Source organism: Granulicoccus phenolivorans DSM 17626 = NBRC 107789 = JCM 15570 (assembly GCF_000423085.1).
Taxonomy (GTDB): Bacteria; Actinomycetota; Actinomycetes; order Propionibacteriales; family Propionibacteriaceae; genus Granulicoccus; species Granulicoccus phenolivorans.
In genome coordinates, this window is the sequence record NZ_AUHH01000002.1 from 156,656 (window position 1) to 178,772 (window position 22,117).

Below are 22,117 nucleotides of genomic sequence, written 5' to 3' on the forward strand. Positions count from 1 at the left end.
TTACCAATTTGATGGAGAGGTTCCCGGTTCGATTCCGGGTCGGCGGTCACCGTCGGTAGCTCATGGCAGAGCACTACTGCCGGTCGTCACTACATGACCGCCCCGCTGGCTGCGCCCTCACCGCGGGCGGGTGCGAGCCGGATGCGATCGGTTAACTCTGCCAACTTTCGGTCGCAGCACACACGTTCGCACCCGCCTTCGGCCCCCCGAGCACAGAGAGGAACCGACGTGGACAGCTACACCCTTTTCAACCTTCGGCAGACCCCTCAGCTGCTGCCGGCCTCGCCCAAGCAGGTCCGTAACGCCGCGGGTGGGTACACCTTCCGCGTCGATGATGCGGCCCGGCTGCGCCGGTTCCTGACGCTCGGTTCGGAGGGTGGCACCTACTACACCCGTGATGTGGAACTGACCCGCGACAACGCGGCGGTGCTGTTCCGTCTCGCCGAGACCGATCACCGGACCCTGGTGGACCAGATCGTCGAGGTCTCCGAGGGTGGCCTGGCGCCGCGGCAGAATCCGGCGATCTTCGCGCTGGCGGTGGCCGCCGCCCATGGTGATGCCGACGCGCGGGCGTACGCCCTGTCGGTGCTGCCGCGGGTGTGCCGGACCGGAACCCACCTGTTCCTGTTCGCGCGCTACATCGAGCAGTTCCGTGGCTGGGGCCGTGGGCTGCGTCGCGCGGTGGCCGCGTGGTACACCGAGCGGGACGCCGCCGCGTTGGCGTACCAGGCGGCGAAGTACCGGCAGCGCGAGGGCTGGTCGCACCGCGATCTGCTCCGCCTGAGTCACCCGCAGGCGGTTTCCCCGGCCACGCGGGCGGTGTTCGACTGGATCTGCCACGAGACGGTCGGGGCGGACACTCCGGCCCTGATCGGGGCGTTCGTTCGGACCCAGGAGCCGGGTGCGGATGTGCCCGCCCTCGTCGGTGAGTCGGGTCTGTCGTGGGAGATGCTGCCGGACTCTGCGCTGGCTGATCCGGCGGTGTGGGAGGCGTTGCTCGATCGTGGGATGCCGCAGACGGCGTTGCTGCGTCAACTGCCGCGGTTGACCCGGTTGGGTCTGCTGCCCGCGCTCGGCGGGCGGACCGCGGAGGTCGCGGCCCGGTTGGCCGATTCCGACCGGTTGCGGTCGGCGCGGGTCCACCCGGTGAATGTGCTGATCGCCCAGCGGACGTACGCCTCGGGGGCCTCGCTGCGCGGGGAGTCCACCTGGCGGCCGACCCGGCAGATCGTGGACGCGCTGGATGCGGCGTTCTATGCCGCGTTCGGGGCGGTCGAGCCGGCCGGGAAGCGGACGATGCTGGCGCTGGACGTGTCGGGTTCGATGACGCAGCAGGTCTCCGGTCTGCCGCTGTCGTGCCGGGAGGCCTCGGCGGCGCTGGCCCTGGTCCAGGTGGCGACCGAGCCGCAGTGCGACGTGGTCGGGTTCACCGCCCAGGGCTCGTTTCGGGAGTCCGGACTGCAGCGCTTGACGATCAGCCCGCGGCAGCGGCTGGCGGATGCGGTCCGGGCGGTGTCGGACCTGCCGTTCGGGGCGACCGACTGTGCCCTCCCCGTCCAGGAGGCGCTGGCGTCGCGGACCCCGGTGGACACGTTCGTGGTCTACACCGACAACGAGACGTGGGCCGGGCGTACGCATCCGCACCAGGCGCTGCGGGAGTACCGGGAGAAGATGGGCATCGATGCGCGGATGATCGTGGTCGGAATGACCGCGACGCAGTGCTCGATCGCCGATCCGGATGATCCGGGAATGCTGGATGTGGCGGGCTTCGATGCCGGCGTACCGTCGCTGATCTCGTCGTTCTCCCGCGGCCTGTGACGCTGTCCGGGTGCCCTCCCGCCCTCGCGGCGGGAGGGCACTACGGGCTCAGCGAACGAGATCGAAGGTCTCGATGAACTGCGGGCGATCAGCGTCGGTGATGAGATGTGCCATGCCGACTTCGGCGAAGCCTGCCTGCAGCGGGCCGGCCTCGAAGGACCGGGCATCCTCACTGCTCTCCCACACATCAACGATCTGGATCCGGCCGTCGGGCATTTCGCCGGCGGCATGGACGATCAAACCGGCAGGCCGGGGATCCAGACTGACCGGCACCGAGTCGTAAACCGTCCGGGAAGGGACGTACGAAACCAGCACAACTGCCATGGGACTCACCTGATTCTGGAGAGACTCACTAGAGATTGTCTCTAGTGAGCGTTACCATCATTCTGCGACTGTGGAAAGAGGTGCGTCAAGATGTCCGATGAGGGGAATTCCGGCTCATTGAGTCGGCGCGACAAGGCCGCCCAAACTCGGCGTACCATCGCGGCGGCGGCCCACCGCCTGTTCTGCGAACGCGGGTACGCCGGCACCCGAATGGCCGACGTCGCACGTGAATCCGGTTTTGCGGTGCAGACGGTGTACTTCGTGTTTCACTCCAAACCCGAGTTGCTTCAGGCCTGCTATGTCGACGCCGTGAAGGGCCAGGACGATCCGCGGCCTCCGCAAGAGCAGCCCTTCTATTCCGCAATGCTGGCCGCACCGACGGGGGAAGAGTTCTTTCGGCATTTTGCGGAGGGGAACACCGCGATTCAGGCGCGGATTGCGGGGCTCGCCGACGTTGTCCGGGCAGCCCGGCACGAGCCGGAGGCCAACCAGGTGTGGGAGTTCAACGAGGAACTTCGCCGACGTGGGTATGCCGAGATCCTGGCCGTGGTGGAGCAGCGTGGCTGGCTCCGGCCGGGGCTGGATATGGCCGAGGCTCTGGATCTGATGCTGATGTACGGAAGCGCCGGAACGTATAACTCGCTGGTGCGGGACGCCGGCTGGGACATTTCGCGCTTCACTGTCTGGCTCGGTGCGGTCCTGGCGCGGGAACTGTTGAATGGTTGAAAGAACCCTCCTGCCGGAGCTCAGGTCGCGGCGGGGATGATCCCGGCTCGACGCAGGTAGCCGGCCAGACCGTCGGTCAGCGGGAGCGTCTCGAGCTCCTCGGGGGTGACCCAGCGCGCGTCATCGGCGTCGTCGCCGGCGCGGAGGTCGCCGCCGAGCACTTCGGCGGCGAAGTCGTGGACTTCGTAGACTCCACCGTCGCCGGTCGGGATCTCGACCACCCACAACTGCGCGCCCACCCGGACCCGCAGTCCGGTCTCCTCCAGGGTTTCCCGGCCGGCTGCCTCGGCCGCAGTCTCACCGGGTTCGGCCTTGCCGCCCGGCACTGACCAGAGCCCTTTGCCCGGCTCGCGGCCCCGGCGTACGAGCAACACGCGACCCCGGTGGTCGGTGATGACGGTACTGGCCGCAAGGATGGGGCGCATGGCTCCACCGTAGTAGGTGGCGTGCTCGCTCGCAGCCAGGTAGGAGCCCAATTGGCTGGGGTAGGGTGCGATTCCGGCTCGCGCATATCGCTGTTCAAATCTTGGAAGTGGAACGCATGTCACGAGATAACGCCAGGGAAGTCCATATGTCTGAGGCCTTCGATCTGAGGATCTATGACCGTGATGGTAGAGAGTCCTGGTACGTGGAGCCCAGTGATTTACCGCTGACCGAAATGCTCCGAGCGAAAATAAGAGCAAAACGGGGCTCCTACAACGAACTGGAAAGCGACCCCGAGATTCGGCGTCGAAGCTACCTCGACGCGTGGGTCCTTGCCCGGGAAGTGGCGCGCGAACTGTCCGGGTCCTACATCGTGTACTGGGACACGTTCGTTCTTTGGCCCAAACCACCCACCAGCGAGCCGGTTCTCGATATGCAAATGCCTACCGGAACGCTGGACGCTCTGGATCCCCCGCATCGCCGAGCGCGCCGTACTGAGAAATAGGGTGGACGGCGTGTGCGAGGAATGGGCTGGCACAGCGGGGTACCAAGCGACAGGTCTCGCGGCGGTGGCGGCACGCCGGGACGGCCGGCGGCAGGGCCAGGAGCGTTTTGCCTGGTCGGGCTGGGTGGGCGCAGAGGGACTCGAACCCCCGACTCCTTGCTTGTAAGTGACCCCTGAGTCGCGTTTGGCCAGCCTTTTGCGGGTGGGCACCTGCCTGACCTCACTCGGCTGCCTGACGAACTGCCTGACGACACGGTTTCAAAGGCCGTCCCGTCAGGGCCTTTCGGTGCACTGCCCAGGGGAGGGCCGCCGCCCCGATAGCTGCCCGTTTGTCTTGCGGAGTCGTGCCGGGTCAAGGGTCGAAGATCCGAAGGACGCGAAGCGCCCTTGACGCGGTACGGGGTAGCAAGATCGTCGGGTAGCGGGGCGACGGTCCGTTGGTGAGAAGTTCTGGGGACGTAACCACAGCCGGTTGCGTCCCCTTCTTGCTGCCCTGGGCCGGTGGTGAGGTCGCGGGGTCCCCGGGGTGGCGAGCGCCAGCGAGCCGGGGCCCCGGGGTGCGGCCGGCCGCCGGCGCCAGGGCAGCGGCGCCGAAGGCGCCTCGAGCCACGCGAGGAAACTGCTCACCCAATCGACCTGGCACAACCTGTCCTGTGTCGACACCAGCTTGAGACGCTCTCGCATCACGATCGGCTTGACAGGTTTCGCGCCAGCATCGGTCCTGCGGCTTTGACTATGCGTCCGTGATTATCGCGGGTCAGAAGTCCCAGCTGCCCGCCTAGGCGTGCTCCGGGGGTCGACCTAGCCTGGGGACCCCCGGAATCGACGTACAAGCCCGGAGTGGTCAGCACCTACTCGATGCGGAGGCAGTTAGACTCCACGTCCATGAGCGAGCCTGTCCTGAAGGTGCCTGCTGGTAGCGCGTTGCGGTCAGACGCAAGCCTGTACCGCCTAAAACTGGCGGTCACAAAAGCGCTTCGCGCACAGATGGATAGTACCTCGAAGTGGCGCGATATCGCCCAAGCAACAGGCACGGATCAACTGATCAAATCCGTCCACACGGACGAGACGTTTCTTGATGTCATTGTTGATCGAATGGAGTGGCAAGATGACGAGTATGACGCAGCCGTTCGTGACTTTGTTGGCTCGTTGCTCGGCCTGAAGACTAATTTCATTCCGTTCAACGGGTCCGTTGTGACACCAACGCAACTACCCGTCCTGGAGGAAATGCTGAATCTCCCACAGTGGCTGGCAGAGCACGAGCCACTTCTTCACGGAGAACTGTATGCACCGGAACAGGATCATTTGGCCTCCACCTTCCCAGTGGACCTAGATGGCGTGCTAGCGGTTATGGACGCAGCCTCAGCCAACCTCGACCGGCTCCAGAAGGTGTGGGAGCGCGCGTCACGTATGCTGCCGACGGCGCCCGCTCGGGGCTCCGATCCCGAGTATGATGACCTGATGCGGGCATGGGGCACGTTGATCTCTGGCTTGCCTCCGATTGAAGGATGGACCATAACGCAGACTCCTCCATCAATGGATGAGATGAGAATTCTCTACTCGGCCGACGCCGAGGAAGACCAACCAGCGTATTCCGTATTTGAGCATATCGCCCAGGGACCGCAGAAGGATCTCGACGAGTATCGTTTTAGGCTCGCGAAGGCACGCAGAGTGGTGATCCGAGATCGTCTTCAGGATCTTGTGGGAATAGTTGACACGCTACTTCCCCAAATTCTTGATGGGGCGCCTGATGATTCGACCCCGGTAAATGATTCCCGTATCGAAGAGATAACTCGTTCGATCACTGAAATTGAGCGGCTTATGGGCGACACGGCTGCCAGAGTCGGTCGCTGGGGACACCTGCACCGCCATATTCGCTTCAGCGAAGGACACGATTGGCACGACATCCACGAATTGGATTGGCCAAGCGTCAAGGTAGACATTGAAGCTGCATGCTTTTCCGAGGTTGATCCGCTGCCTATCCCTCCAGGGGTCGATTTGGCACACTTGGCCGCGAGCAAGCCCAAAGGACCTGCTTCCACAGCGCTCAATTGGGATCTGCTCGACGACACCGGATTCGAACGACTTCTCTACGAATTGCTACTAGGCCTGCCGGGGTATCAGAACGTTCAGCTACTTATGAAGACGAGGGCCGCGGACCGTGGGCGCGATCTATCGGCGGAGTACGCCTACGATGACGGTGCCGGGGGCACTAGAACTGACCGAGTCATCGTGCAGGACAAGCACTGGCGATCGAAATCCGTCCCACCCGAAGAGATTCACAGTGGCCTGACAAGGATCCGTCTTTGGGAGCCGCCACCAATAGACGTCTACATCGTAGCAACCAGTGGTCATTTCTCGCCAGACGCAGTTGCGTGGATCGAGAAGCACAACCATGACGGAGGAAGGCCAAGGATCGACATGTGGCCCGAGGCCCGACTGAGTACGCTTCTGTCCCAGAAACCGCATCTCGTGGTCCAATTTGGTCTACGGTCAGCATCGGCAATCAGTGATTAATCAGCCAGCATTCGCTTCAGGTCGTTGGAATATTCATGCCGAGAGTTCCACTTATTCTGCGACCCCAACTTGACGATTCCCGCTTGTCCCGGCCAAGGTGTGTAACCCCGGCGTGGATCCGGAGGACTGGACGCCGAGAGACCTGCGGCATTCGTTCGTCTCGATCCTGTCGCAGAGCGGCGTACCCATCGAAGAGATCTCGCGGCTGATGGGGCACGCCGGAACAGCTGTCACCGAACTGGTCTATCGCCACGAACTGCGCCCGGTACTCCAGGCCGGCGCGGGCGCGATGGACCTGGTCTTCCCACATTTGGGCACCAGCGCCGGAAGTGTTTCGTCAGGCAAAGGGGCCTCCTGGCGAAACCGACCAGGAAGGCCAAAAACGTTTCGCCTAGTCAGACGGGGTGGGCGCAGAGGGACTCGAACCCCCGACTCCCTGCTTGTAAGGCAGGTGCTCTAACCAACTGAGCTATGCGCCCGCAGCGGTAAACACTAGCAGCACTTTGTCCGAGCTACCGATTTCGCCCGCGTACGGTCGGCGATCGGCCGCCAGACCCGCGACCACTCCCGGACGGACTGCTTCGGGCGACGCTTCCGTCCCGACGGGGCCTTCCCGCGACGGATCGTGCAGCGCAGGGCCTTCCCGCGATCCTTCCGCGAGTGCCGCGACGCCAAACGCTTCCCGCGGTGTGTTGCAACGGGTGCGCCACGAATCTTCTATCGCGGAGCGACCCCTACCATCGCAGCAACCACCCCGGCCGGCGCTCCCATCGCCGGAAGCCCAACCCATCGCCGGAAGCCCAACCCATCGCGCGAAGCCCAACCCATCGCGAGACCTGGTACCCAGCCGAACGTGGGCCGATCCTGCCACCAGCAGCCCCGAATCGACCTGAACCCGCCCAATTCCGCTGTCTGGCGGCAGGATCGGAACACTCACCCGCTCGCACCCCACCGAGACCAGGCCCGGCGGCACCATGGCCACCACCCCGACCCCCGGGCCGGCCCCTTCCCGCGATAGCTACCACAGGGGCGCGGCTTCCCGCGACAGCTCTGAGCGTGCCGCGACGCCAAACGCTTCCCGCGGGGTGTTGCAACGGGTGCACGACGAATCTTCTATCGCGGAACTACCCTTGCCACCGCGGGAACCACCCCGACCGACGCTCCCATCGCGCGAAGCCGAACCCATCGCGGGAAGCCCGCGCCCCCGGACCCGCGGCGCGATCCCAACGTCCCACCCCGAGAGTCCCGGCCTGCTACTCCGCGCGCAACCGCCGCAACGCATCCAGGTGCGCCTGCAGGTCCCGCGGCCGCGAGGGGTCGTACGCCGCCAGCCACCGCAACCGCGACTGCGGATCGAACAGAAACGAGGCCCGCTGCGCAATCCCGAGCTTCTCGTCGAACACCCCGAACCGCTTGGCGATCTTCCCGTGCGGCCAGTGGTCGGAGATCATCGACCACCAGAACCCCTCGCTGTCGGCGAACACCCGCAGCGCGAAGGGCGAGTCGCACGAGATCGCCGCAATCCGGCAGCCGAGCGCGTCGAACTGCGGGCGCAACGCCTTGAGCACCCGCAGTTCCCCGGATCCGATGCCGGTGAAGGCGTACGGGTAGAAGACCAGCAGCCACCAGGAATCGCCGGGCAGGCGCACGGTCTGGCCCAGTTGATTGGTGGCGTCGAAGGGCTCGATCCGCTCACCGATCTCCGGATGGGTCATCGCGCGCTACTTCCGTCCACCCTTGGGTCGGACGAGCTTGTTGGCGGTCCAGTCCGCGGAGACCGACGCACCCCCGGTCAGCGAGAGGCCGGCGGTCAGCGCCGCCTCGGAGATGTCGGCCGGATCGACAGTGCCCTCGCGACCGACCTTCGGCGTCAGCAGCCAGATCTGCCCATTGGGGGCAAGATCCGCCAGCGCGTCCACCAACACATCGGTCAGGTCCCCGTCGTCATCGCGGAACCATTGCAGCACCGCATCGACCGCCTCCACGGCATCCTCGATGAGTTCGGAATCGATCGCATCCTCGATCGCGAACCGCAACTCGTCGTCGCAGTCCTCATCCCATCCGAACTCCTGGACCACGTTGCCCTTGGACAGGCCCAGCTTCTCGGCCGCACTGGCCCTGCTCGGCCCCGCTGTGCTTCCCACGACTCCTCCGTTCGGTTCGCTGTCGGCGGCATATGTACCAAATCGTGCCAGACTCCGCCCCGGTTCGGGGGGACGCCCCCGGATTGGAATCCGACGGCGCGCCGTACCACGCCCGAGCCCCCACTGATCGGGGCACGGGGCAAAGTGAAAGGATGGGGGCTCAAAACGTGTGAAGGAGTCTTGATGGCCAACGGCGACCGACCGGCAATCACTGCTGAGGGCACGGCCTTCCAACTGCCCGATATTGATCCTGCGGAGACCCAGGAATGGCTGGAGTCCTTCGACGGCCTGCTGGACAGCAGCGGTCAGAACCGGGCCCGCTTCGTGATGCTGAAGCTGTTGGACCGGGCGCGGCAGCGGCAGGTGGGACTCCCCTCGTTGCGCTCCAGCGACTACATCAACACCATCGCGCCCGAGGACGAGCCCTGGTTCCCCGGCGATGAGGAGATCGAGCGCAAGATCCGCCGGGCGATCCGCTGGAACGCCGCGATCATGGTGTCCAAGGCCAACCGCAAGGGCCTGGAGGTCGGCGGGCACATCGCCACCTACGCCTCGGCGGCCAGCCTCTACGAGGTCGGCTACAACCACTTCTTCCGCGGCAAGGACCACCCCGGCGGCGGCGACCACATCTTCGTCCAGGGGCACGCGGCCCCCGGCATCTACGCCCGCTCGTACCTGCTCGGCCGGTTGTCCGCCCAGGACCTCGACGGGTTCCGCCAGGAGCATTCCCGGGGCCCGCACGCCGGCCTGTCCTCCTATCCGCACCCCCGCTCGATGCCGACCTTCTGGGAGTTCCCGACGGTGTCGATGGGCATCGGCCCGATGAACGCGATCTACCAGGCCCGGATGAACCGGTACATGGCCAACCGCGGCATCAAGGACACCTCCGACCAGCACGTTTGGGCGTTCCTCGGCGACGGCGAGATGGGCGAACCCGAGTCGCTCGGTGCGATCAACGTCGCCACCCGCGAGGGCCTGGACAATCTGACCTTCGTGATCAACTGCAACCTGCAGCAGTTGGACGGCCCGGTCCGCGGCAACGGCAAGATCATCCAGGAGCTGGAGTCGATCTTCCGCGGCGCCGGCTGGAACGTCATCAAGGTGCTGTGGGGCCGGCAGTGGGATCCGCTGTTGGCCGCCGACACCGACGGCGTCCTGCTGAACAAGCTGAACACCACCCCCGACGGCACCTTCCAGACGCTGGCGACCGAGTCCGGGGCCTACATCCGCAAAACCCTGTTCGACGATCCGCGGCTGCAGAAGCTGGTCGAGCACCTGACCGACCACGACCTGGAGTCGAACCTCCCCCGGGGTGGGCACGACTACCGCAAGGTGTACGCGGCCTTCCAGGCGGCGGCCAACCATGTCGGGCAGCCGACGGTGATCCTGGCCCAGACGGTCAAGGGCTGGACCATCGATGCGCTGGAGGCCAAGAACGCCACCCACCAGATGAAGAAGCTGACCTCGGAGGATCTCAAGGTCTTCCGCGACCGGATCCATCTGCCGATCCCGGACAAGGACCTCGAGGACGCCTACAACCCGCCGTACTACCACCCGGGCAAGGACTCCGAGGTGATCCAGTACATGATCGAGCGCCGGATGAGCCTGGGCGGCTACGCCCCGATCCGCAGGGTCAAACCGAAGATCCTCACCCTGCCCGGCGACAAGCCGTACGCCCCGCTGCTGGCCCGCCCCGCCGAGGGGCACAAGGTGCCGAAGGTGGCCACCACCCAGGCCTTCGTCCGGCTGCTGCGCGAACTGATGCGCGACCCCGAGATCGGGCACCGGATCGTCCCGATCGCCCCCGACGAGTACCGCACCTTCGGCATGGACTCGATGTTCCCGACGAACAAGATCTACAACCCGAACGGGCAGACCTACGAGTCGGTGGACCGCAAGCTGCTGCTGAAGTGGTCGGAGTCCAAGACCGGCCAGTTGCTCCACGAGGGCATCTCCGAGGCCGGCGGGCTGTGTTCGTTCACCGCGGCCGGGACGGCGTACGCCACCCATGGCGAGCCGATGATCCCGGTGTTCATGTTCTACTCGATGTTCGGGTTCCAGCGCGTCGGCGACTTCATCTGGGCGGCCGCCGATGAACTCACCCGTGGCTTCCTGTGCGGGGCGACCGCGGGCCGGACCACCCTGACCGGCGAGGGCCTGCAGCACGCCGACGGCCATTCGCCGCTGCTGGCGGCCAGCAACCCCGCGGTGGTGCACTACGACCCGGCGTACTCCTACGAGATCGCCCACATCGTCCGCGACGGCCTGCGCCGGATGTACGGCTACGGGCTGAACGAGGAGCACCCCTTCGGTGAGGACGTCATGTACTACCTCACCATGTACAACGAGCCGATCGAGCAACCGGGACAGCCCGACGACGTCGACATCGAGGGCATCCTCAAGGGCATCCACCTGGTCTCCCCGAGCAAGGATCACGGCTTCGCCAAGGCGCAGCTGCTCGCGTCCGGGGTCGGCGTCCCGTGGGCGCTGAAGGCCCAGCAGATCCTGCTCGAGGAATGGAACGTCGACGCCTCGGTGTGGTCGGTGACCTCCTGGAACGAGCTGGCCCGCGAGGCCATGCAGGTCGAGGACCGCAACCTGCTGCACCCCGACGAGCCGAACAAGGTGCCCTACATCACCGAGAAGCTCGCCGGTGCCGAGGGTCCGGTGATCGCGGTCAGCGACTACCAGCGCGCGGTCCAGGACCAGATCCGGCCGTACGTGGAGCACACCTGGCGCTCGCTGGGCACCGACGGGTTCGGCTTCGCCGACACCCGGGCCGCGGCCCGGCGCTACTTCCGGGTCGATGCCGAGTCGATCGTCGTGGCGACGCTGGACGCCCTGGCCCGGGAGGGCAAGTACCGCCGCGAGGCGCCGGGCGAGGCGTTCCGCCGCTACCGGATCGATGATCCGACTGCGGTCGCCTCGATCCAGCAGGAGGGCGCCGGCGCCTGACGCCGGTGGCCCCGCGTTCGACAGGTTCGCCGCGTTCGACAGGTCCACCGCGTACGACAGCCCCCGCCGGGATCATCCCGGCGGGGGCTGTGGCGTTGCGAGCCGGTGGCTCAGGCGAACTGGGAGGACTTGGCCGGGAGTCGGCGCAGGTGATACTCCGCCGGCACGACGGCCTGCTTGCGGAAGAAGTGCATGAAGATCGGCAGCGCCTGCTCGGCGGTGAAGACCTCCTCGGCGAAGGCGATGTGGCGGTGCAGGGAGAAGGTGATCGGCACCGTCGGCGTGGCCAGCTCCGGGGTCGCGCGACCCAGCGCGTCCCGGACCCGGGTGGAGTCCTCGTAGTGCGCGTACTCCAGCGTCATCGCGTGCGCGGTCCCGGCGGCCCGCAGATAGGGCGCGGCGAGCAGCTTGGCCTGGGGCGCATGGGCCAGATCCAGCCCGAACGGCACCGGCGACAGGGAGAACGCCCACCGCTTGGTCCCGTTGAGCAGATTCAGCAGCCGCTTGAGCTGATTCTCGATCGAGTCATAGCGGGGAACGTCGTTGATGGCAGTAGGGACGCCATTGTTGATCTGGCGAAAGAACTTCATCGGTCCCCCACACCCCCAGCCCCGGTCTTCGCGGTGGTCATGGGGTACACACTAATCAGTGCCATCGGTTTCCGGGTGGGGGCCTAGGAAACCCGGCACCAATCCAGTAACTCCTGTACCGGCCAGGTGTTGATGATCCGGTCCGGGTCCAGCCCCAGCCGCTGCGCCCGAGTGGCGCCGTACTGGGCGAAATCCAGCTGCCCGGGGGCGTGGGCGTCGGTGTTCAACGCGAACAGGCAGCCGGTGTCGATCGCGAGTTCGAGCAGGTCGTCGGGCGGGTCGCAGCGCTCGGGACGGGCATTGATCTCGACGGCCACCTCGAACTGCCGGCAGGCCTCGAAGACCACCGACGCGTCGAACACCGACTGCGGTCGGGTGCCCCGCTCCCCCTCCACCAGCCGTCCGGTGCAGTGCCCCAACACGTTCACCCGCGGATTCGCGATCGCCCCGACCATCCGATGGGTCATCGACTCCGAATCCATCCGCAGCTTGGAGTGCACGCTGGCGACCACCACCTCCAGTTCGGCGAGCAGGTCCGCGGCCTGGTCCAGGGCGCCGTCATCGAGGATGTCCACCTCGATCCCGCGCAACAACCGGAACGAGTCCCCCAGCGCCGCATTCAGATCGTCCACGTACGCCACCTGCTCGCGCAGCCGTGCGGCGCTCAGGCCCCGGGCGACCTTGAGCCGCGGGGAGTGATCGGTGATCGCGGCGTACTCCAGGCCCAGCCCGGCCGCGGTGACCGCCATCTCCTCCAGCGACGAGCCGCCGTCGGACCAGGTGGAATGCATGTGCAGTTCGCCGCGTCGGGCCGCCAGTACCTGTTCCCCGCCGGTGGCCAGCGGGACGGCGCCGGCCTCGCGCAGCTCGGCCAGATAGGGCGGCACGTCGCCGGCGAGGGACTGGCCGATGATCGTCGCGGTCTTCGGGCCGATCCCGGCCAGGGTGCCCCAGTCCCCGGCCCGCTCGTGCGCGGCCCGCTGCTCCCCGCTCAGCTCGGTCAGCGTCTCCGCGGCCCGCCGGTACGCCTTGATCCGGTGCGTGTCGGCGCGCGCGCGTTCCAGCCAGTAGCCGATCTCCCGCAGGGCCGCGACCGGGTCCATCAGCCCTCCAGCGTTCGGGGCAGCCCCTTCGGGCCGCGGCGCTGCAGCCGGGTGAGCAGGTCGTCCTCGCCGTTGGGCACCCAGAAGACGTGCCTGCCGGTGTCGGTATCCAGGGTGATCGAGCGCAGCGACGCCGCCCGGTCGACGTTCAGCGCCCGCACCTGGTCCCAGGTGTACTCATAGGTGTGCTTGCCCACCTCGAAGCGCAGCACCTTCCCGTCCACGTACGCGTTGCACAGCCGATCCTTCGCGATCCCGTACACCCCACCCACCAGCAGGATGCCGAGCACCAGGGCGCCGATGTTCATCGGGGTGCGTGCGGTGGTGAGTTGCACGATGGCCCACACGATCAGGACCACGCTCCCGATCCCCATGGCCGCCACGATCATGCGGCGGCCGGCGATGGTGTTGGGCGGGGTCTGAATTCTGATCGGGTCCACGGCGTCAGATTACCCCGGTACGCTCGTCGCTCATGAGCGGCGATCAGCGCAGTACCGAGGGACGTGGGGCCCGATCCCCCCAGCTGGCGCCGCGCAGCCGAGCCGCGATCACCCGCCGCCTGGTGGCCCTGGCGCCCGACATCGCGACCGCGACGCTGGCGGAGATGGAGCGCCGGCACGGCTGGTTCGCCGGGCTGGACGCCAGCACCCGCTCCTGGATCGGGGTGGTCGCCCGCGCCGGGATCGACTCCTTCACCCACTGGTTCTCCGAGGCGGACGCGTCGGCGACCGGCCTGGAGGTCTTCGGCTCCGCCCCGCGCGCCCTGGCCCGCCGGATCAGCCTGCACCAGACCGTCGAACTGGTCCGCACCACGATCGAGGTGGTCGAGGCCAAGACCCAGGAGTTGCTCCCCCGCGGCGACCGCCCGATCGTCCAGGCCGCGATGCTGCGCTATTCCCGCGAGGTCGCGTTCGCCAGCGCCGAGGTGTACGCCCGCGCCGCCGAATCCCGTGGCGCCTGGGACGCCCGGCTGGAGGCACTGGTGGTCGACGCCGTACTGCGCGGGGAGACCGATGAGGCCGTCCTCTCCCGCGCGTCCACCCTGGGCTGGCGAACCGCGCACGGGGTGGTCGTCGCGGTCGGCACCGCCCCGGTCACCGAGAACCTGAACCTCGGGGAGGACCTGCGTCGGGCCGGGCAGAAGCTGGGCATCGACCTGTTGTCGGCGGTGCAGGGCGAGCGCCTGGTGATCATCGCCGGCGGTGAGCCGCTGGAGGCCGACGGCGGCCCGGTCCGGGTGCTGGAGCAGTTCAGCGATGCTTTCGGCCCCGGCCCGATCGTGGTCGGCCCGCTGGTCGACCACGTCGTGGAGGCCGCCGTCTCGGCGCGCGCGGCAACCTCCGGGTTGCGGGCCTCGGTCGCCTGGCCGGAGGCACCGCGCCCGGTCGCCTCGGCCGATCTACTGCCCGAGCGGGCGCTGGCCGGGGACGGGCACGCCCGCCGGGCCCTGGGCCAGGAGGTCTATGAAACCCTGCTCGGCGCCGGCTCCGGACTCCTGGAAACCCTGGTCACCTTCCTGGACCAGGGGCAGTCGATCGAGGGCACCGCGCGCGTCCTGTTCGTGCACGCGAACACCGTGCGCTACCGGTTGAAACGGATCGCCGAAGTGACCGGCTACAACCCGTCGAATGCCCGCGATTCCTATGTCCTGCGGATCGCGATCACCCTCGGGCGGCTCTACGCCGCACGGTGAGCGCGTTCCGAGCCACGGCACAGAGGCTGGCCAACGTGACCGGCGACACTCCCGCTCGACAGTCTTTTGTAGGTTCACTACAAAACACTCAGGGTGGATTCTGTGCCCGCAACGCGCGACGTTCCGGGCAAAACCGGAGAAGGTTAAGGGGTGCTCGCAATCGTTGCGCCCGGACAGGGCGCCCAGAAACCCGGTTTCCTGAAGCCCTGGCTGGCCGATCCGAAACTCGAGAACCGCCTGGTGTGGTTGTCGGCCGTCTCCGGTCTGGACCTGATCCACTACGGCACCGAGGCCGATGAGGAGACCATCAAGGACACCGCGGTGGCCCAGCCGCTGCTGGTGGCCGCCGGACTGGTGACCGCGCTGGCGCTGTTCCCGCACCCGGCCGACGCCTTCGGCAAGATCGGCGTCGGTGGGGGCCACTCCGTGGGCGAGATCACCGCCGCCGCCGCGTCCGGGGTGCTGTCGGCCGAGCAGGCGATGGTGTTCGTCCGCGAGCGCGGCCGCGGCATGGCCGAGGCGTCCGCGGTCCGTCCGACCTCGATGGCTGCGGTCCTGCGCGGCGACACCGACGAGGTCGTCGAGCGGCTCCGCAAGCACGGGCTCACCCCGGCCAACTACAACGGCGTCGGCCAGATCGTGGCCGCCGGCACCGTGGAGCAGTTGGAGGCACTGTCGAAGGACCTGCCCGACCGGGTCCGGATGGTCCCGCTGAGTGTGGCCGGCGCCTTCCACACCGAGCACATGCAGCCCGCGGTGGCCCGCCTGGAACGGCTGTCCGCGGCGGTCTCCACCCACGACCCGCGCGTCCGGCTGCTGTCGAACCGCGACGGCCAGATCGTGCAGTCCGGCGCGGAGTACCTGCGCCGCCTGATCAACCAGGTGTCCAACCCGGTCCGCTGGGACCTGTGCATGGAGACCATGGCCGACCTGGGCGTCACCGGCCTGCTGGAGCTGCCGCCGTCGGGCACCCTGACCGGGATCGCGAAGCGAAACCTGAAGGACGTCGAGGTGTTCGCGCTCAACGATCCCGATCAGTTGGACGAGGCGCGCGCCTTCGTCGAGAAGCACTCCCGCGGCGCGGTGCCCTCCCAGATCAGCAACACCCCCAGCTGGCGGATGGTGGTCTCCCCCGGTAAGGGCCACTTCACCCGGGCCCCCGGGGTCGAACCCGGTCAGGTGCTCGCCCCCGGCAGTGCCGTCGGCGGCGTACGCAACCTGCGGGAGGAAACCCCCGTGGTCACCGAGCACGGCGGCCTGGTGACCGAATGGCTGGTCGAGGAGGACGATCCCGTCAGCCCGGGGCAGCCGCTGCTGCGGCTGCACCCCGCCCCTGAAAACGATTACGCGACCGAGGTGGACCGATGAGCAAGCAGATTACCGTCGTCGACGGACCCCACAGTGCGATCCTGGGCATCGGCTCGTACCGCCCTTCCCGGGTGGTCGACAACGCCGAGATGTGCACCATGATCGACTCCTCCGACGAGTGGATCCGCCAGCGCACCGGCATCATCGAGCGCCGCTGGGCCACCGATGACGAGACCCTGATGGTGATGGCCCTGGGCGCGGCCCGCAAGGCGCTCGACCATGCCGGCCTGCAGGGTTCGGACCTGGACGCGGTGATCGTGTCGACCGTGTCGCACCTGACCCAGTTCCCGGCGATCGCGCCGCAGATCGCGACCGAGCTCGGCGCGACCGACGCCGCGGCGTACGACATCCTGGCGGCCTGCGCGGGCTTCTGCTACGGCCTGGCCCAGGCCGACGGGCTGATCCGCAACGGGTCGGCGACGCGGGTCCTGGTGATCGGCGCGGAGAAGCTCAGCGAGCAGCTCGACAAGACCGACCGCACCACCGCCTTCCTGTTCGGTGACGGCGCCGGCGCCGCCGTGGTCGGCCCCAGCGACGAGCCCGGCATCGGCCCGGTCGTGTGGGGGTCCGACGGCGCCGCCAAGGACGTCATCCGGCTCACCCGGCACTGGGACGAACCCGGCGACGAGCCGCCCTACATCCACATGGACGGCCAGCCGGTGTTCCGCTGGGCCTCCACCACGGTCGCGAAGAAGACCCTGGAGATGCTGGCGCGCGCCGGACTGACCGTCGACGATCTCGATGTCTTCATTCCGCACCAGGCCAACGACCGGATCATCGATGCGATGATCCGTACGCTGAAGATGCCCGAGCACGTCACCGTCGCCCGGGACATCTCGCACATGGGCAACACCTCGGCCGCCTCCATCCCGCTGGCGATCGAGGCGATGTTCGAACGCGGCGAGGTGAAGTCCGGTCAGCTCGCGCTGATCGTCGGCTTCGGCGCCGGCCTGGTGTACGCCGGGCAGATCATCCGGTTGCCGTAATCTCCGGAACCGCAGTCGGGACCACCGGCTGCGCCCGTCTCACCCAATCCAGACCGTCTCACCCAATCCACAACGAAGGAGAACCACATGGCTACCACTGAAGAGATCCTGGCCGGCGTCGCCGAGATCGTGCACGAGGTCTGCAACATCCCCGTCGAGGACGTCCAGCTGGACAAGTCGTTCATCGACGACCTGGATGCCGACTCGCTGGCGATGAACGAGATCATCTACGCCTCGGAGGACAAGTTCGGCGTCTCGATCCCCGACGAGGAGGCCAAGAACCTGAAGACCGTGGGTGACGCCGTCGCCCACATCGAGCGTGCGATGAACTGACGCGTCCCCGACGCGCCGATCCTCCGGGGCCTCGGGCCCGCCCGCTCGGGGCCCCGGATCCACTTCGGTGCAGCTGCGCCCCCATCCCTCAGCAGCCCGCACCCCCGAACCTTCGCCTCGCTCGGCAGCGCAACGCAGGCGCGCCGGGCTCGAGTTCAGCGAACCGCCATCGCGGCCACCCGTCGCGACCCACCGACCTTCTAGGAGCCGTCCATGACCCGCCCCGAACAGACCGTTGTCATCACCGGCTTGGGAGCCACCACCCCGCTCGGCGGAGATGTTGCCTCCACCTGGGCCGCCCTGCTCGCCGGTGAGTCCGGCGTCAGCGCGCTGGAGACCGATTGGGCCGCCGACCTGCCCAGCCGGATCGCCGCCACCCTGAAGGTCGAACCGACCGAGGAGCAGGTCCCCCGGGTGCAGGCCCGCCGGATGGACCGGGTCAGCCAGATCGCCCTGGTCGCCTCCCTCGAGGCCTGGGCCGATGCCGGCTTCGGCCTCGGCGAGGACAACCAGGTCGACGGGGACCGCCTCGCGGTGGCCATCGGCACCGGCATCGGCGGGATGAACTCGCTGCTGGGCAACTGGGACATCCAGAAGGAGCGCGGCGTACGCCGGGTCTCCCCGTTCACCGTGCCGATGCTGATGGCCAACGCCGCCGCATCCAACGTGGGCCTGCGGCTGGGCGCCAAGGCCGGGGTGCACACCGCGGTCTCGGCCTGCGCCTCCTCCAACGAGTCGCTGGGCCAGGCGCTGACCATCCTGCGCTCGGGCCGCGCCGACGTGGTCCTCGCCGGCGGCTCCGAAGCCTGCATCCACCCCTTCCCGATGGCCGGCTTCTCCCAGATGCAGGCGCTGTCGCGCCGCAACGACGAGCCGCAGCGCGCCTCCCGCCCGTGGGACGTCGATCGCGACGGGTTCGTACTCGGCGAAGGCGCGGTCTCGCTGGTCCTGGAGACCCTGGAACATGCCACCGCCCGGGGCGCGAAGATCTACGGCACCCTGGCCGGGGTCGGCCACTCCGCCGACTCCTTCGACATGGTGCAGCCCGATCCCTCCGGCGCCGGTCAGGCCTCGGCGATGCGGCGCGCGCTGGCCGACGCCGACCTCACCGGCTCCGACATCGTGCATGTGAATGCGCATGCCACCTCCACTCCGGCCGGGGACACCACCGAGGCCGGCTCGATCCGGGCCGCGATCGGCGAGCAGGCCGTGGTCACCGGCACCAAGTCGATGACCGGCCACCTGCTCGGTGCCGCCGGCGCCCTGGAATCCATGGCGACCGTCCTCGCGCTGCGCGACCGGGTCGTCCCGCCGACGATCAACCTGGAGCACCCCGAAGCGGGCCTGGGCATCGACATCGCCGCCAACACCACCCGTCCCCTCGGCCAGGGCGACCTCGCCGCGATCAGCAACTCCTTCGGCTTCGGTGGGCCGAACATCGCCGTGCTGGTCACCAACCAGAATGTGAGCGCCTGATGAGCGCAACCGATACCAAGAACGAGTCCGCCGAGCAGGCCGCGGCCGCGCCGAAGAAGAAGGTCAAGATCCCCCGCGAGGAGGATCCGCGCAACCCGAATCACCGGCTCGCCGCACTGCTGGACGAGGGCTCGGTCGAACTGATCACCCCCGATGACGGCTCCGGCATGCTCGCGGCAACCGGGTCGATCGGCGGCCGCCGGGTCGTGGTGTTCTGCTCCGACCCGACCGTGATGGGCGGCGCCATGGGCGTCGACGGCTGTCGCGTGGTCGTGGCGGCGTACCAGCGCGCGATGACCGACCGGATCCCGGTGCTCGGCATCTGGCACTCCGGCGGCGCGCGGCTGGCCGAGGGCGTCTCCTCGCTGGACAGCGTCGGCTGGATCTTCAAGGAGATGACCCGGGCCTCGGGCAAGATCCCGCAGATCTCGATCGTGCTCGGTGCGGCCGCCGGTGGTGCGGCGTACGGTCCGGCGCTGACCGACGTGGTGATCCTGGCGCCGGAGGGCCGCATCTTCGTGACCGGGCCGGACGTGGTCCGCTCGGTCACCGGTGAGGACGTCGACATGCTCCGCCTCGGTGGCCCCGACACCCACGGCCGGCGCTCCGGCGTGGTGCACCTGGTCGCCGACGACGAGCCGCACGCGCTGGCCCAGGCCCAGCAACTGGTCCAGTTCTTCGCCGACCAGGGTGTGGTCGCCGACGACGTCGAGGACCGCGACCTGGCCGCCCTGCTGCCCGAGTCGCCCAAGCGCGCCTACGACGTACACCCGCTGATCAACGGTGTGCTCGATGAGGGCAGCACCCTCGAACTGCACGCCCGGTGGGCGCCGAACATCGTCACCGCCTTCGGCCGCCTGGGTGGCCGCAGCGTCGGCGTGATCGCGAACAACCCGCTGCGCCTGGGCGGCTGCCTGGACTCGCTGAGCGCGGAGAAGGCCGCCCGGTTCGTGCGGCTGTGCGATGCCTTCGGGATCCCCCTGGTGGTCCTGGTGGACGTCCCGGGCTACCTGCCCGGCGTCGGCCAGGAATGGGACGGGGTCGTCCGGCGTGGCGCGAAGCTGCTGCACGCCTTCGCCGAAGCCAGTGTCCCCCGGGTCACCCTGGTCACCCGCAAGTCCTACGGCGGCGCCTACATCGCGATGAACTCCCGCTCCCTGGGCGCCACCAAGGTGATGGCGTGGCCGGGTGCCGAGATCGCCGTGATGGGGCCGGTCGCCGCCGTCCGGATCCTGCACCGGCGCAAGCTGGCCGCGACCCCGGAGGACATCCGGCCCCAGGTCGAGGCCGAACTCGCCGCCGAGCACGAGCGGATCGCCGGTGGGGTGGATCGTGCTATCGAGATCGGCGTGGTCGACGAGATGGTCCAGCCCGGGGACAGCCGTTCGGCGATCGCCGAGGCGATCCGGGCCAATGACGAGGGCAACCGCGGGACGCACACCAACATCCCGCTCTGACCTCAGACCTCAGACAGCACACGAGCCCGCCGGGGAGATTCGGCGGGCTCGTTGCTGTTGTCGTCGGTAGTGGACCCGGCTTCGGGGGCTACCGGGGGACACCCAGACGCTGAACCGGACGGGACTGCCGGCGCTGCCGGGAAGCGAAAAGCGGCGCTATCTTTTGGAACATGAGTTCTGAGGACTGACCGCTGCGTACCCAAGGCTTGGAAAGGCGCCGCGTCGCTGCCCGGCAGCGCCGGAAGGCGCGTCCCGCAGAACCCGTCACCCGACCTGGTGCAGCCACCGCACCGGCGTACCGTCCCCGGCGTGCCGGAAGGCTTCGAGTTCACCGTCCCAGGGGGCGCCGATCAGTTCGGCCATCGTCTCGGCGAAACCCTGCCGGCCAAGGGCGTCCTGGGCGAAGGCGGACTTGATCCGGTCCTCGGAGATCTGGATGTCGCCGTGCAGACCGGTTGTGGCGTGGAAAATGCCCAGGGTCGGGGTGAAGGAGTAGCGCTCGCCGTCACTGGTGGCGGTGCGGTCCTCGGTCACCTCGAAGCGCATCCGGCCCCACCGTTTCAGGGCGCTGCTCAGCGTGGCAGCGGTCCCGATCGGAGCCTGCCAGGAATATTCGGTGCGGTAGCTGCCTCGCTCGGCGGGCTGGGCCTGCCAGTCGAAGGAGACGGGCATGCCGAGCACGCCGCCCACTGCCCACTCGATATGCGGGCACAGCGCAGACGGCGTCGAGTGAATGAACAGGACTCCACAGGTTGTGCTCATCGGTTTCTCCCACGGTCGAGGTTTGCCTTCCCCAGCAGCCTCACCACACGGGCGGAACCAACGAGACCATCATGCACCACAAGTCACTTCTGCACCAGACGAACCAGATTGTACGCCGGTGTGCGGGCGCTCACAGGCGCCGGCCGGGAGCCCGAACAGCCGGGTGGTCAGCTCCAATAGGCGTTCGGATCCAGGCGTGCTCCAAAGATCGCCTGGCCGACGCGGACCGTAGTGGCACCGTAACCGATGGCCAGTTCGAAGTCGCCCGACATGCCCATGGACAGTTCGTCGTAAGTACCGACCGCCCGGTCGTCGTGGCGCAGCCGCTCCTGCAACTGCTGCATCCGTTCGAAGCAGGCCCCGACCTCGTGCCGGTCGTCGGAGAACACCGCCAGCGTCATCAGACCGCGGACCCGCAGCGAGGCGTACGCCCCCAGCCGGGAACAGAAGTCGGGCACCTCATCGACCGGAATGCCGAACTTCTGCGGTTCGTCGGAGGAGTTCACCTGGACGAACACATCCAGGCCACGGCCCGCCGCCTGCAACCGCTTGTCCAGCTCCACGGCGATCTTCAGCGAATCCAGGGCATGGAACTCACTGGCGAAGGTCACCACGTCGCGGGCCTTGTTGGTCTGCAGATGGCCGATCAGCGCCCACCGGATGTCGGTGTCAGCCAGGTGGCGCGCCTTGTCGGCGGCCTCCTGGACGCGATTCTCCCCGAACAGCGTCATCCCGGCGGCGTGGGCCTCAAGGATCTTGTCCACCCCGTGCGTCTTGGAGACCGGCAGCAGGCGTACCTCCTCCGGGTTGCGGCCGGCCTGCGCACAGGCAGCGGCGATGCGTCCCTGGATGTCTCGGAGGTTCTCTGCGATGGTGGACATGGCGCCACTCTAGGGCGCCCCGGGCGGCTGTGCCGCTCGGATTGCCCTGCGGCCCC

20 protein-coding genes, 1 tRNA gene and 1 pseudogene are annotated in these 22,117 nt (G+C 67.9%); 12 read left to right on the forward strand and 10 right to left on the reverse strand.

All coding sequences use genetic code 11. From position 1 onward, the window contains the following. Positions 1-228: 228 nt before the first annotated feature. Positions 229-1,818 (forward strand): TROVE domain-containing protein, encoded by a 1,590-nt coding sequence (locus tag G531_RS0102065; protein ID WP_026925981.1) that lies wholly within the window; start codon positions 229-231, stop codon positions 1,816-1,818. 48 nt (positions 1,819-1,866) lie between these two features. On the opposite strand, the gene G531_RS19815 is transcribed toward G531_RS0102065, so the two are convergent. Next, positions 1,867-2,142: a hypothetical protein gene (locus G531_RS19815; RefSeq protein WP_060929978.1), complete on the reverse strand. Its 276-nt coding sequence runs from the start codon at positions 2,140-2,142 to the stop codon at positions 1,867-1,869. Positions 2,143-2,232: 90 nt separating this feature from the next. Here G531_RS19815 and G531_RS19820 point away from each other — a divergent pair, with 90 nt between their 5' ends. After that, complete coding sequence (locus G531_RS19820) at positions 2,233-2,868, forward strand: TetR/AcrR family transcriptional regulator (protein ID WP_051214916.1); 636 nt, start codon at positions 2,233-2,235, stop codon at positions 2,866-2,868. Positions 2,869-2,888: 20 nt separating this feature from the next. On the opposite strand, the gene G531_RS0102080 is transcribed toward G531_RS19820, so the two are convergent. Further along, complete coding sequence (locus tag G531_RS0102080; RefSeq protein WP_026925982.1) at positions 2,889-3,293, reverse strand: NUDIX hydrolase; 405 nt, start codon at positions 3,291-3,293, stop codon at positions 2,889-2,891. 146 nt (positions 3,294-3,439) lie between these two features. Here G531_RS0102080 and G531_RS25570 point away from each other — a divergent pair, with 146 nt between their 5' ends. From G531_RS25570 to G531_RS27050, 3 genes and pseudogenes are all read left to right on the forward strand, one after another. Beyond that, on the forward strand, positions 3,440-3,796 hold the full coding sequence (locus tag G531_RS25570; RefSeq protein WP_145978558.1) for a hypothetical protein: 357 nt from the start codon (positions 3,440-3,442) through the stop codon (positions 3,794-3,796). Positions 3,797-4,681: 885 nt separating this feature from the next. After that, complete coding sequence (locus G531_RS26370) at positions 4,682-6,313, forward strand: restriction endonuclease (RefSeq protein ID WP_211221746.1); 1,632 nt, start codon at positions 4,682-4,684, stop codon at positions 6,311-6,313. A gap of 112 nt (positions 6,314-6,425) precedes the next feature. After that, positions 6,426-6,557: pseudogene (locus tag G531_RS27050) on the forward strand (tyrosine-type recombinase/integrase); the annotation flags it as partial. Positions 6,558-6,718: 161 nt separating this feature from the next. On the opposite strand, the gene G531_RS0102090 reads toward G531_RS27050, so the two are convergent. The 3 genes from G531_RS0102090 to G531_RS0102100 all read right to left on the reverse strand — a co-directional run bounded on the left by G531_RS0102090 (position 6,719) and on the right by G531_RS0102100 (position 8,457). Further along, positions 6,719-6,792, reverse strand: a tRNA-Val gene (locus G531_RS0102090). Between the two features lie 774 nt (positions 6,793-7,566). Further along, entirely contained in the window at positions 7,567-8,028 is a 462-nt protein-coding gene (locus tag G531_RS0102095) for a redoxin domain-containing protein (RefSeq protein WP_051214917.1), read from the reverse strand. Positions 8,029-8,034: 6 nt separating this feature from the next. Beyond that, a complete protein-coding gene (locus tag G531_RS0102100) occupies positions 8,035-8,457 on the reverse strand; it encodes a DUF3052 domain-containing protein (protein WP_051214918.1) in 423 nt (140 codons plus the stop codon). A gap of 183 nt (positions 8,458-8,640) precedes the next feature. On the opposite strand from G531_RS0102100, the gene aceE reads away from it, so the two are divergent. Then, the gene (gene aceE / locus G531_RS0102105) at positions 8,641-11,412 is read left to right on the forward strand and encodes a pyruvate dehydrogenase (acetyl-transferring), homodimeric type (RefSeq protein ID WP_026925985.1); all 2,772 of its coding nucleotides are present in this window, start codon (positions 8,641-8,643) and stop codon (positions 11,410-11,412) included. Positions 11,413-11,522: 110 nt separating this feature from the next. Here the strand turns inward: aceE and G531_RS0102110 are convergent, their stop codons facing one another. The 3 genes from G531_RS0102110 to G531_RS0102120 form a co-directional block, all read right to left on the reverse strand. Next, positions 11,523-12,002 carry a hypothetical protein gene (locus G531_RS0102110; protein WP_026925986.1) on the reverse strand — a complete coding sequence of 160 codons (480 nt, stop codon included), beginning with the start codon at positions 12,000-12,002 and terminating at the stop codon, positions 11,523-11,525. Between the two features lie 83 nt (positions 12,003-12,085). Beyond that, the gene (locus G531_RS0102115; RefSeq protein WP_026925987.1) at positions 12,086-13,105 is read right to left on the reverse strand and encodes a PHP domain-containing protein; all 1,020 of its coding nucleotides are present in this window, start codon (positions 13,103-13,105) and stop codon (positions 12,086-12,088) included. Then, entirely contained in the window at positions 13,105-13,545 is a 441-nt protein-coding gene (locus G531_RS0102120; protein WP_026925988.1) for a hypothetical protein, read from the reverse strand. Before G531_RS0102120 ends, G531_RS0102115 begins: the two co-directional genes overlap by 1 nt. Before the next feature lie 122 nt (positions 13,546-13,667). Here G531_RS0102120 and G531_RS0102125 point away from each other — a divergent pair, with 122 nt between their 5' ends. From G531_RS0102125 to G531_RS0102150, 6 genes are all read left to right on the forward strand, one after another. Next, positions 13,668-14,798 carry a PucR family transcriptional regulator gene (locus G531_RS0102125; protein ID WP_373277276.1) on the forward strand — a complete coding sequence of 377 codons (1,131 nt, stop codon included), beginning with the start codon at positions 13,668-13,670 and terminating at the stop codon, positions 14,796-14,798. A 150-nt stretch (positions 14,799-14,948) separates the two neighbouring features. Continuing rightward, on the forward strand, positions 14,949-16,166 hold the full coding sequence (locus G531_RS0102130) for an acyltransferase domain-containing protein (RefSeq protein WP_026925990.1): 1,218 nt from the start codon (positions 14,949-14,951) through the stop codon (positions 16,164-16,166). Further along, positions 16,163-17,152 carry a beta-ketoacyl-ACP synthase III gene (locus G531_RS0102135; RefSeq protein WP_026925991.1) on the forward strand — a complete coding sequence of 330 codons (990 nt, stop codon included), beginning with the start codon at positions 16,163-16,165 and terminating at the stop codon, positions 17,150-17,152. Before G531_RS0102130 ends, G531_RS0102135 begins: the two co-directional genes overlap by 4 nt. Positions 17,153-17,239: 87 nt before the next feature. Beyond that, the gene (locus tag G531_RS0102140) at positions 17,240-17,485 is read left to right on the forward strand and encodes an acyl carrier protein (protein ID WP_026925992.1); all 246 of its coding nucleotides are present in this window, start codon (positions 17,240-17,242) and stop codon (positions 17,483-17,485) included. Between the two features lie 213 nt (positions 17,486-17,698). Further along, on the forward strand, positions 17,699-18,961 hold the full coding sequence (locus tag G531_RS0102145; protein ID WP_026925993.1) for a beta-ketoacyl-[acyl-carrier-protein] synthase family protein: 1,263 nt from the start codon (positions 17,699-17,701) through the stop codon (positions 18,959-18,961). Then, positions 18,961-20,418, forward strand: a complete 1,458-nt coding sequence (locus G531_RS0102150) for an acyl-CoA carboxylase subunit beta (protein WP_026925994.1) — start codon at positions 18,961-18,963, stop codon at positions 20,416-20,418. Before G531_RS0102145 ends, G531_RS0102150 begins: the two co-directional genes overlap by 1 nt. Before the next feature lie 264 nt (positions 20,419-20,682). On the opposite strand, the gene G531_RS0102155 is transcribed toward G531_RS0102150, so the two are convergent. Next, complete coding sequence (locus G531_RS0102155) at positions 20,683-21,180, reverse strand: DUF3145 domain-containing protein (RefSeq protein WP_026925995.1); 498 nt, start codon at positions 21,178-21,180, stop codon at positions 20,683-20,685. Between the two features lie 167 nt (positions 21,181-21,347). Then, complete coding sequence (locus G531_RS0102160; protein ID WP_026925996.1) at positions 21,348-22,061, reverse strand: YggS family pyridoxal phosphate-dependent enzyme; 714 nt, start codon at positions 22,059-22,061, stop codon at positions 21,348-21,350. Positions 22,062-22,117: the final 56 nt, after the last annotated feature.

Bases quoted from the DNA above. Each gene is read 5' to 3' on its own strand.
- aceE (WP_026925985.1), top strand. From the start codon at position 8,641: ATGGCCAACGGCGACCGACCGGCAATCACTGCTGAGGGCACGGCCTTC.
- G531_RS0102160 (WP_026925996.1), bottom strand. From the start codon at position 22,061: ATGTCCACCATCGCAGAGAACCTCCGAGACATCCAGGGACGCATCGCC.
- G531_RS0102110 (WP_026925986.1), bottom strand. From the start codon at position 12,002: ATGAAGTTCTTTCGCCAGATCAACAATGGCGTCCCTACTGCCATCAAC.
- G531_RS0102145 (WP_026925993.1), top strand. From the start codon at position 17,699: ATGACCCGCCCCGAACAGACCGTTGTCATCACCGGCTTGGGAGCCACC.
- G531_RS0102140 (WP_026925992.1), top strand. From the start codon at position 17,240: ATGGCTACCACTGAAGAGATCCTGGCCGGCGTCGCCGAGATCGTGCAC.
- G531_RS0102095 (WP_051214917.1), bottom strand. From the start codon at position 8,028: ATGACCCATCCGGAGATCGGTGAGCGGATCGAGCCCTTCGACGCCACC.
- G531_RS0102115 (WP_026925987.1), bottom strand. From the start codon at position 13,105: ATGGACCCGGTCGCGGCCCTGCGGGAGATCGGCTACTGGCTGGAACGC.
- G531_RS0102135 (WP_026925991.1), top strand. From the start codon at position 16,163: ATGAGCAAGCAGATTACCGTCGTCGACGGACCCCACAGTGCGATCCTG.
- G531_RS25570 (WP_145978558.1), top strand. From the start codon at position 3,440: ATGTCTGAGGCCTTCGATCTGAGGATCTATGACCGTGATGGTAGAGAG.
- G531_RS26370 (WP_211221746.1), top strand. From the start codon at position 4,682: ATGAGCGAGCCTGTCCTGAAGGTGCCTGCTGGTAGCGCGTTGCGGTCA.
- G531_RS0102080 (WP_026925982.1), bottom strand. From the start codon at position 3,293: ATGCGCCCCATCCTTGCGGCCAGTACCGTCATCACCGACCACCGGGGT.
- G531_RS0102155 (WP_026925995.1), bottom strand. From the start codon at position 21,180: ATGAGCACAACCTGTGGAGTCCTGTTCATTCACTCGACGCCGTCTGCG.
- G531_RS19815 (WP_060929978.1), bottom strand. From the start codon at position 2,142: ATGGCAGTTGTGCTGGTTTCGTACGTCCCTTCCCGGACGGTTTACGAC.
- G531_RS0102150 (WP_026925994.1), top strand. From the start codon at position 18,961: ATGAGCGCAACCGATACCAAGAACGAGTCCGCCGAGCAGGCCGCGGCC.
- G531_RS19820 (WP_051214916.1), top strand. From the start codon at position 2,233: ATGTCCGATGAGGGGAATTCCGGCTCATTGAGTCGGCGCGACAAGGCC.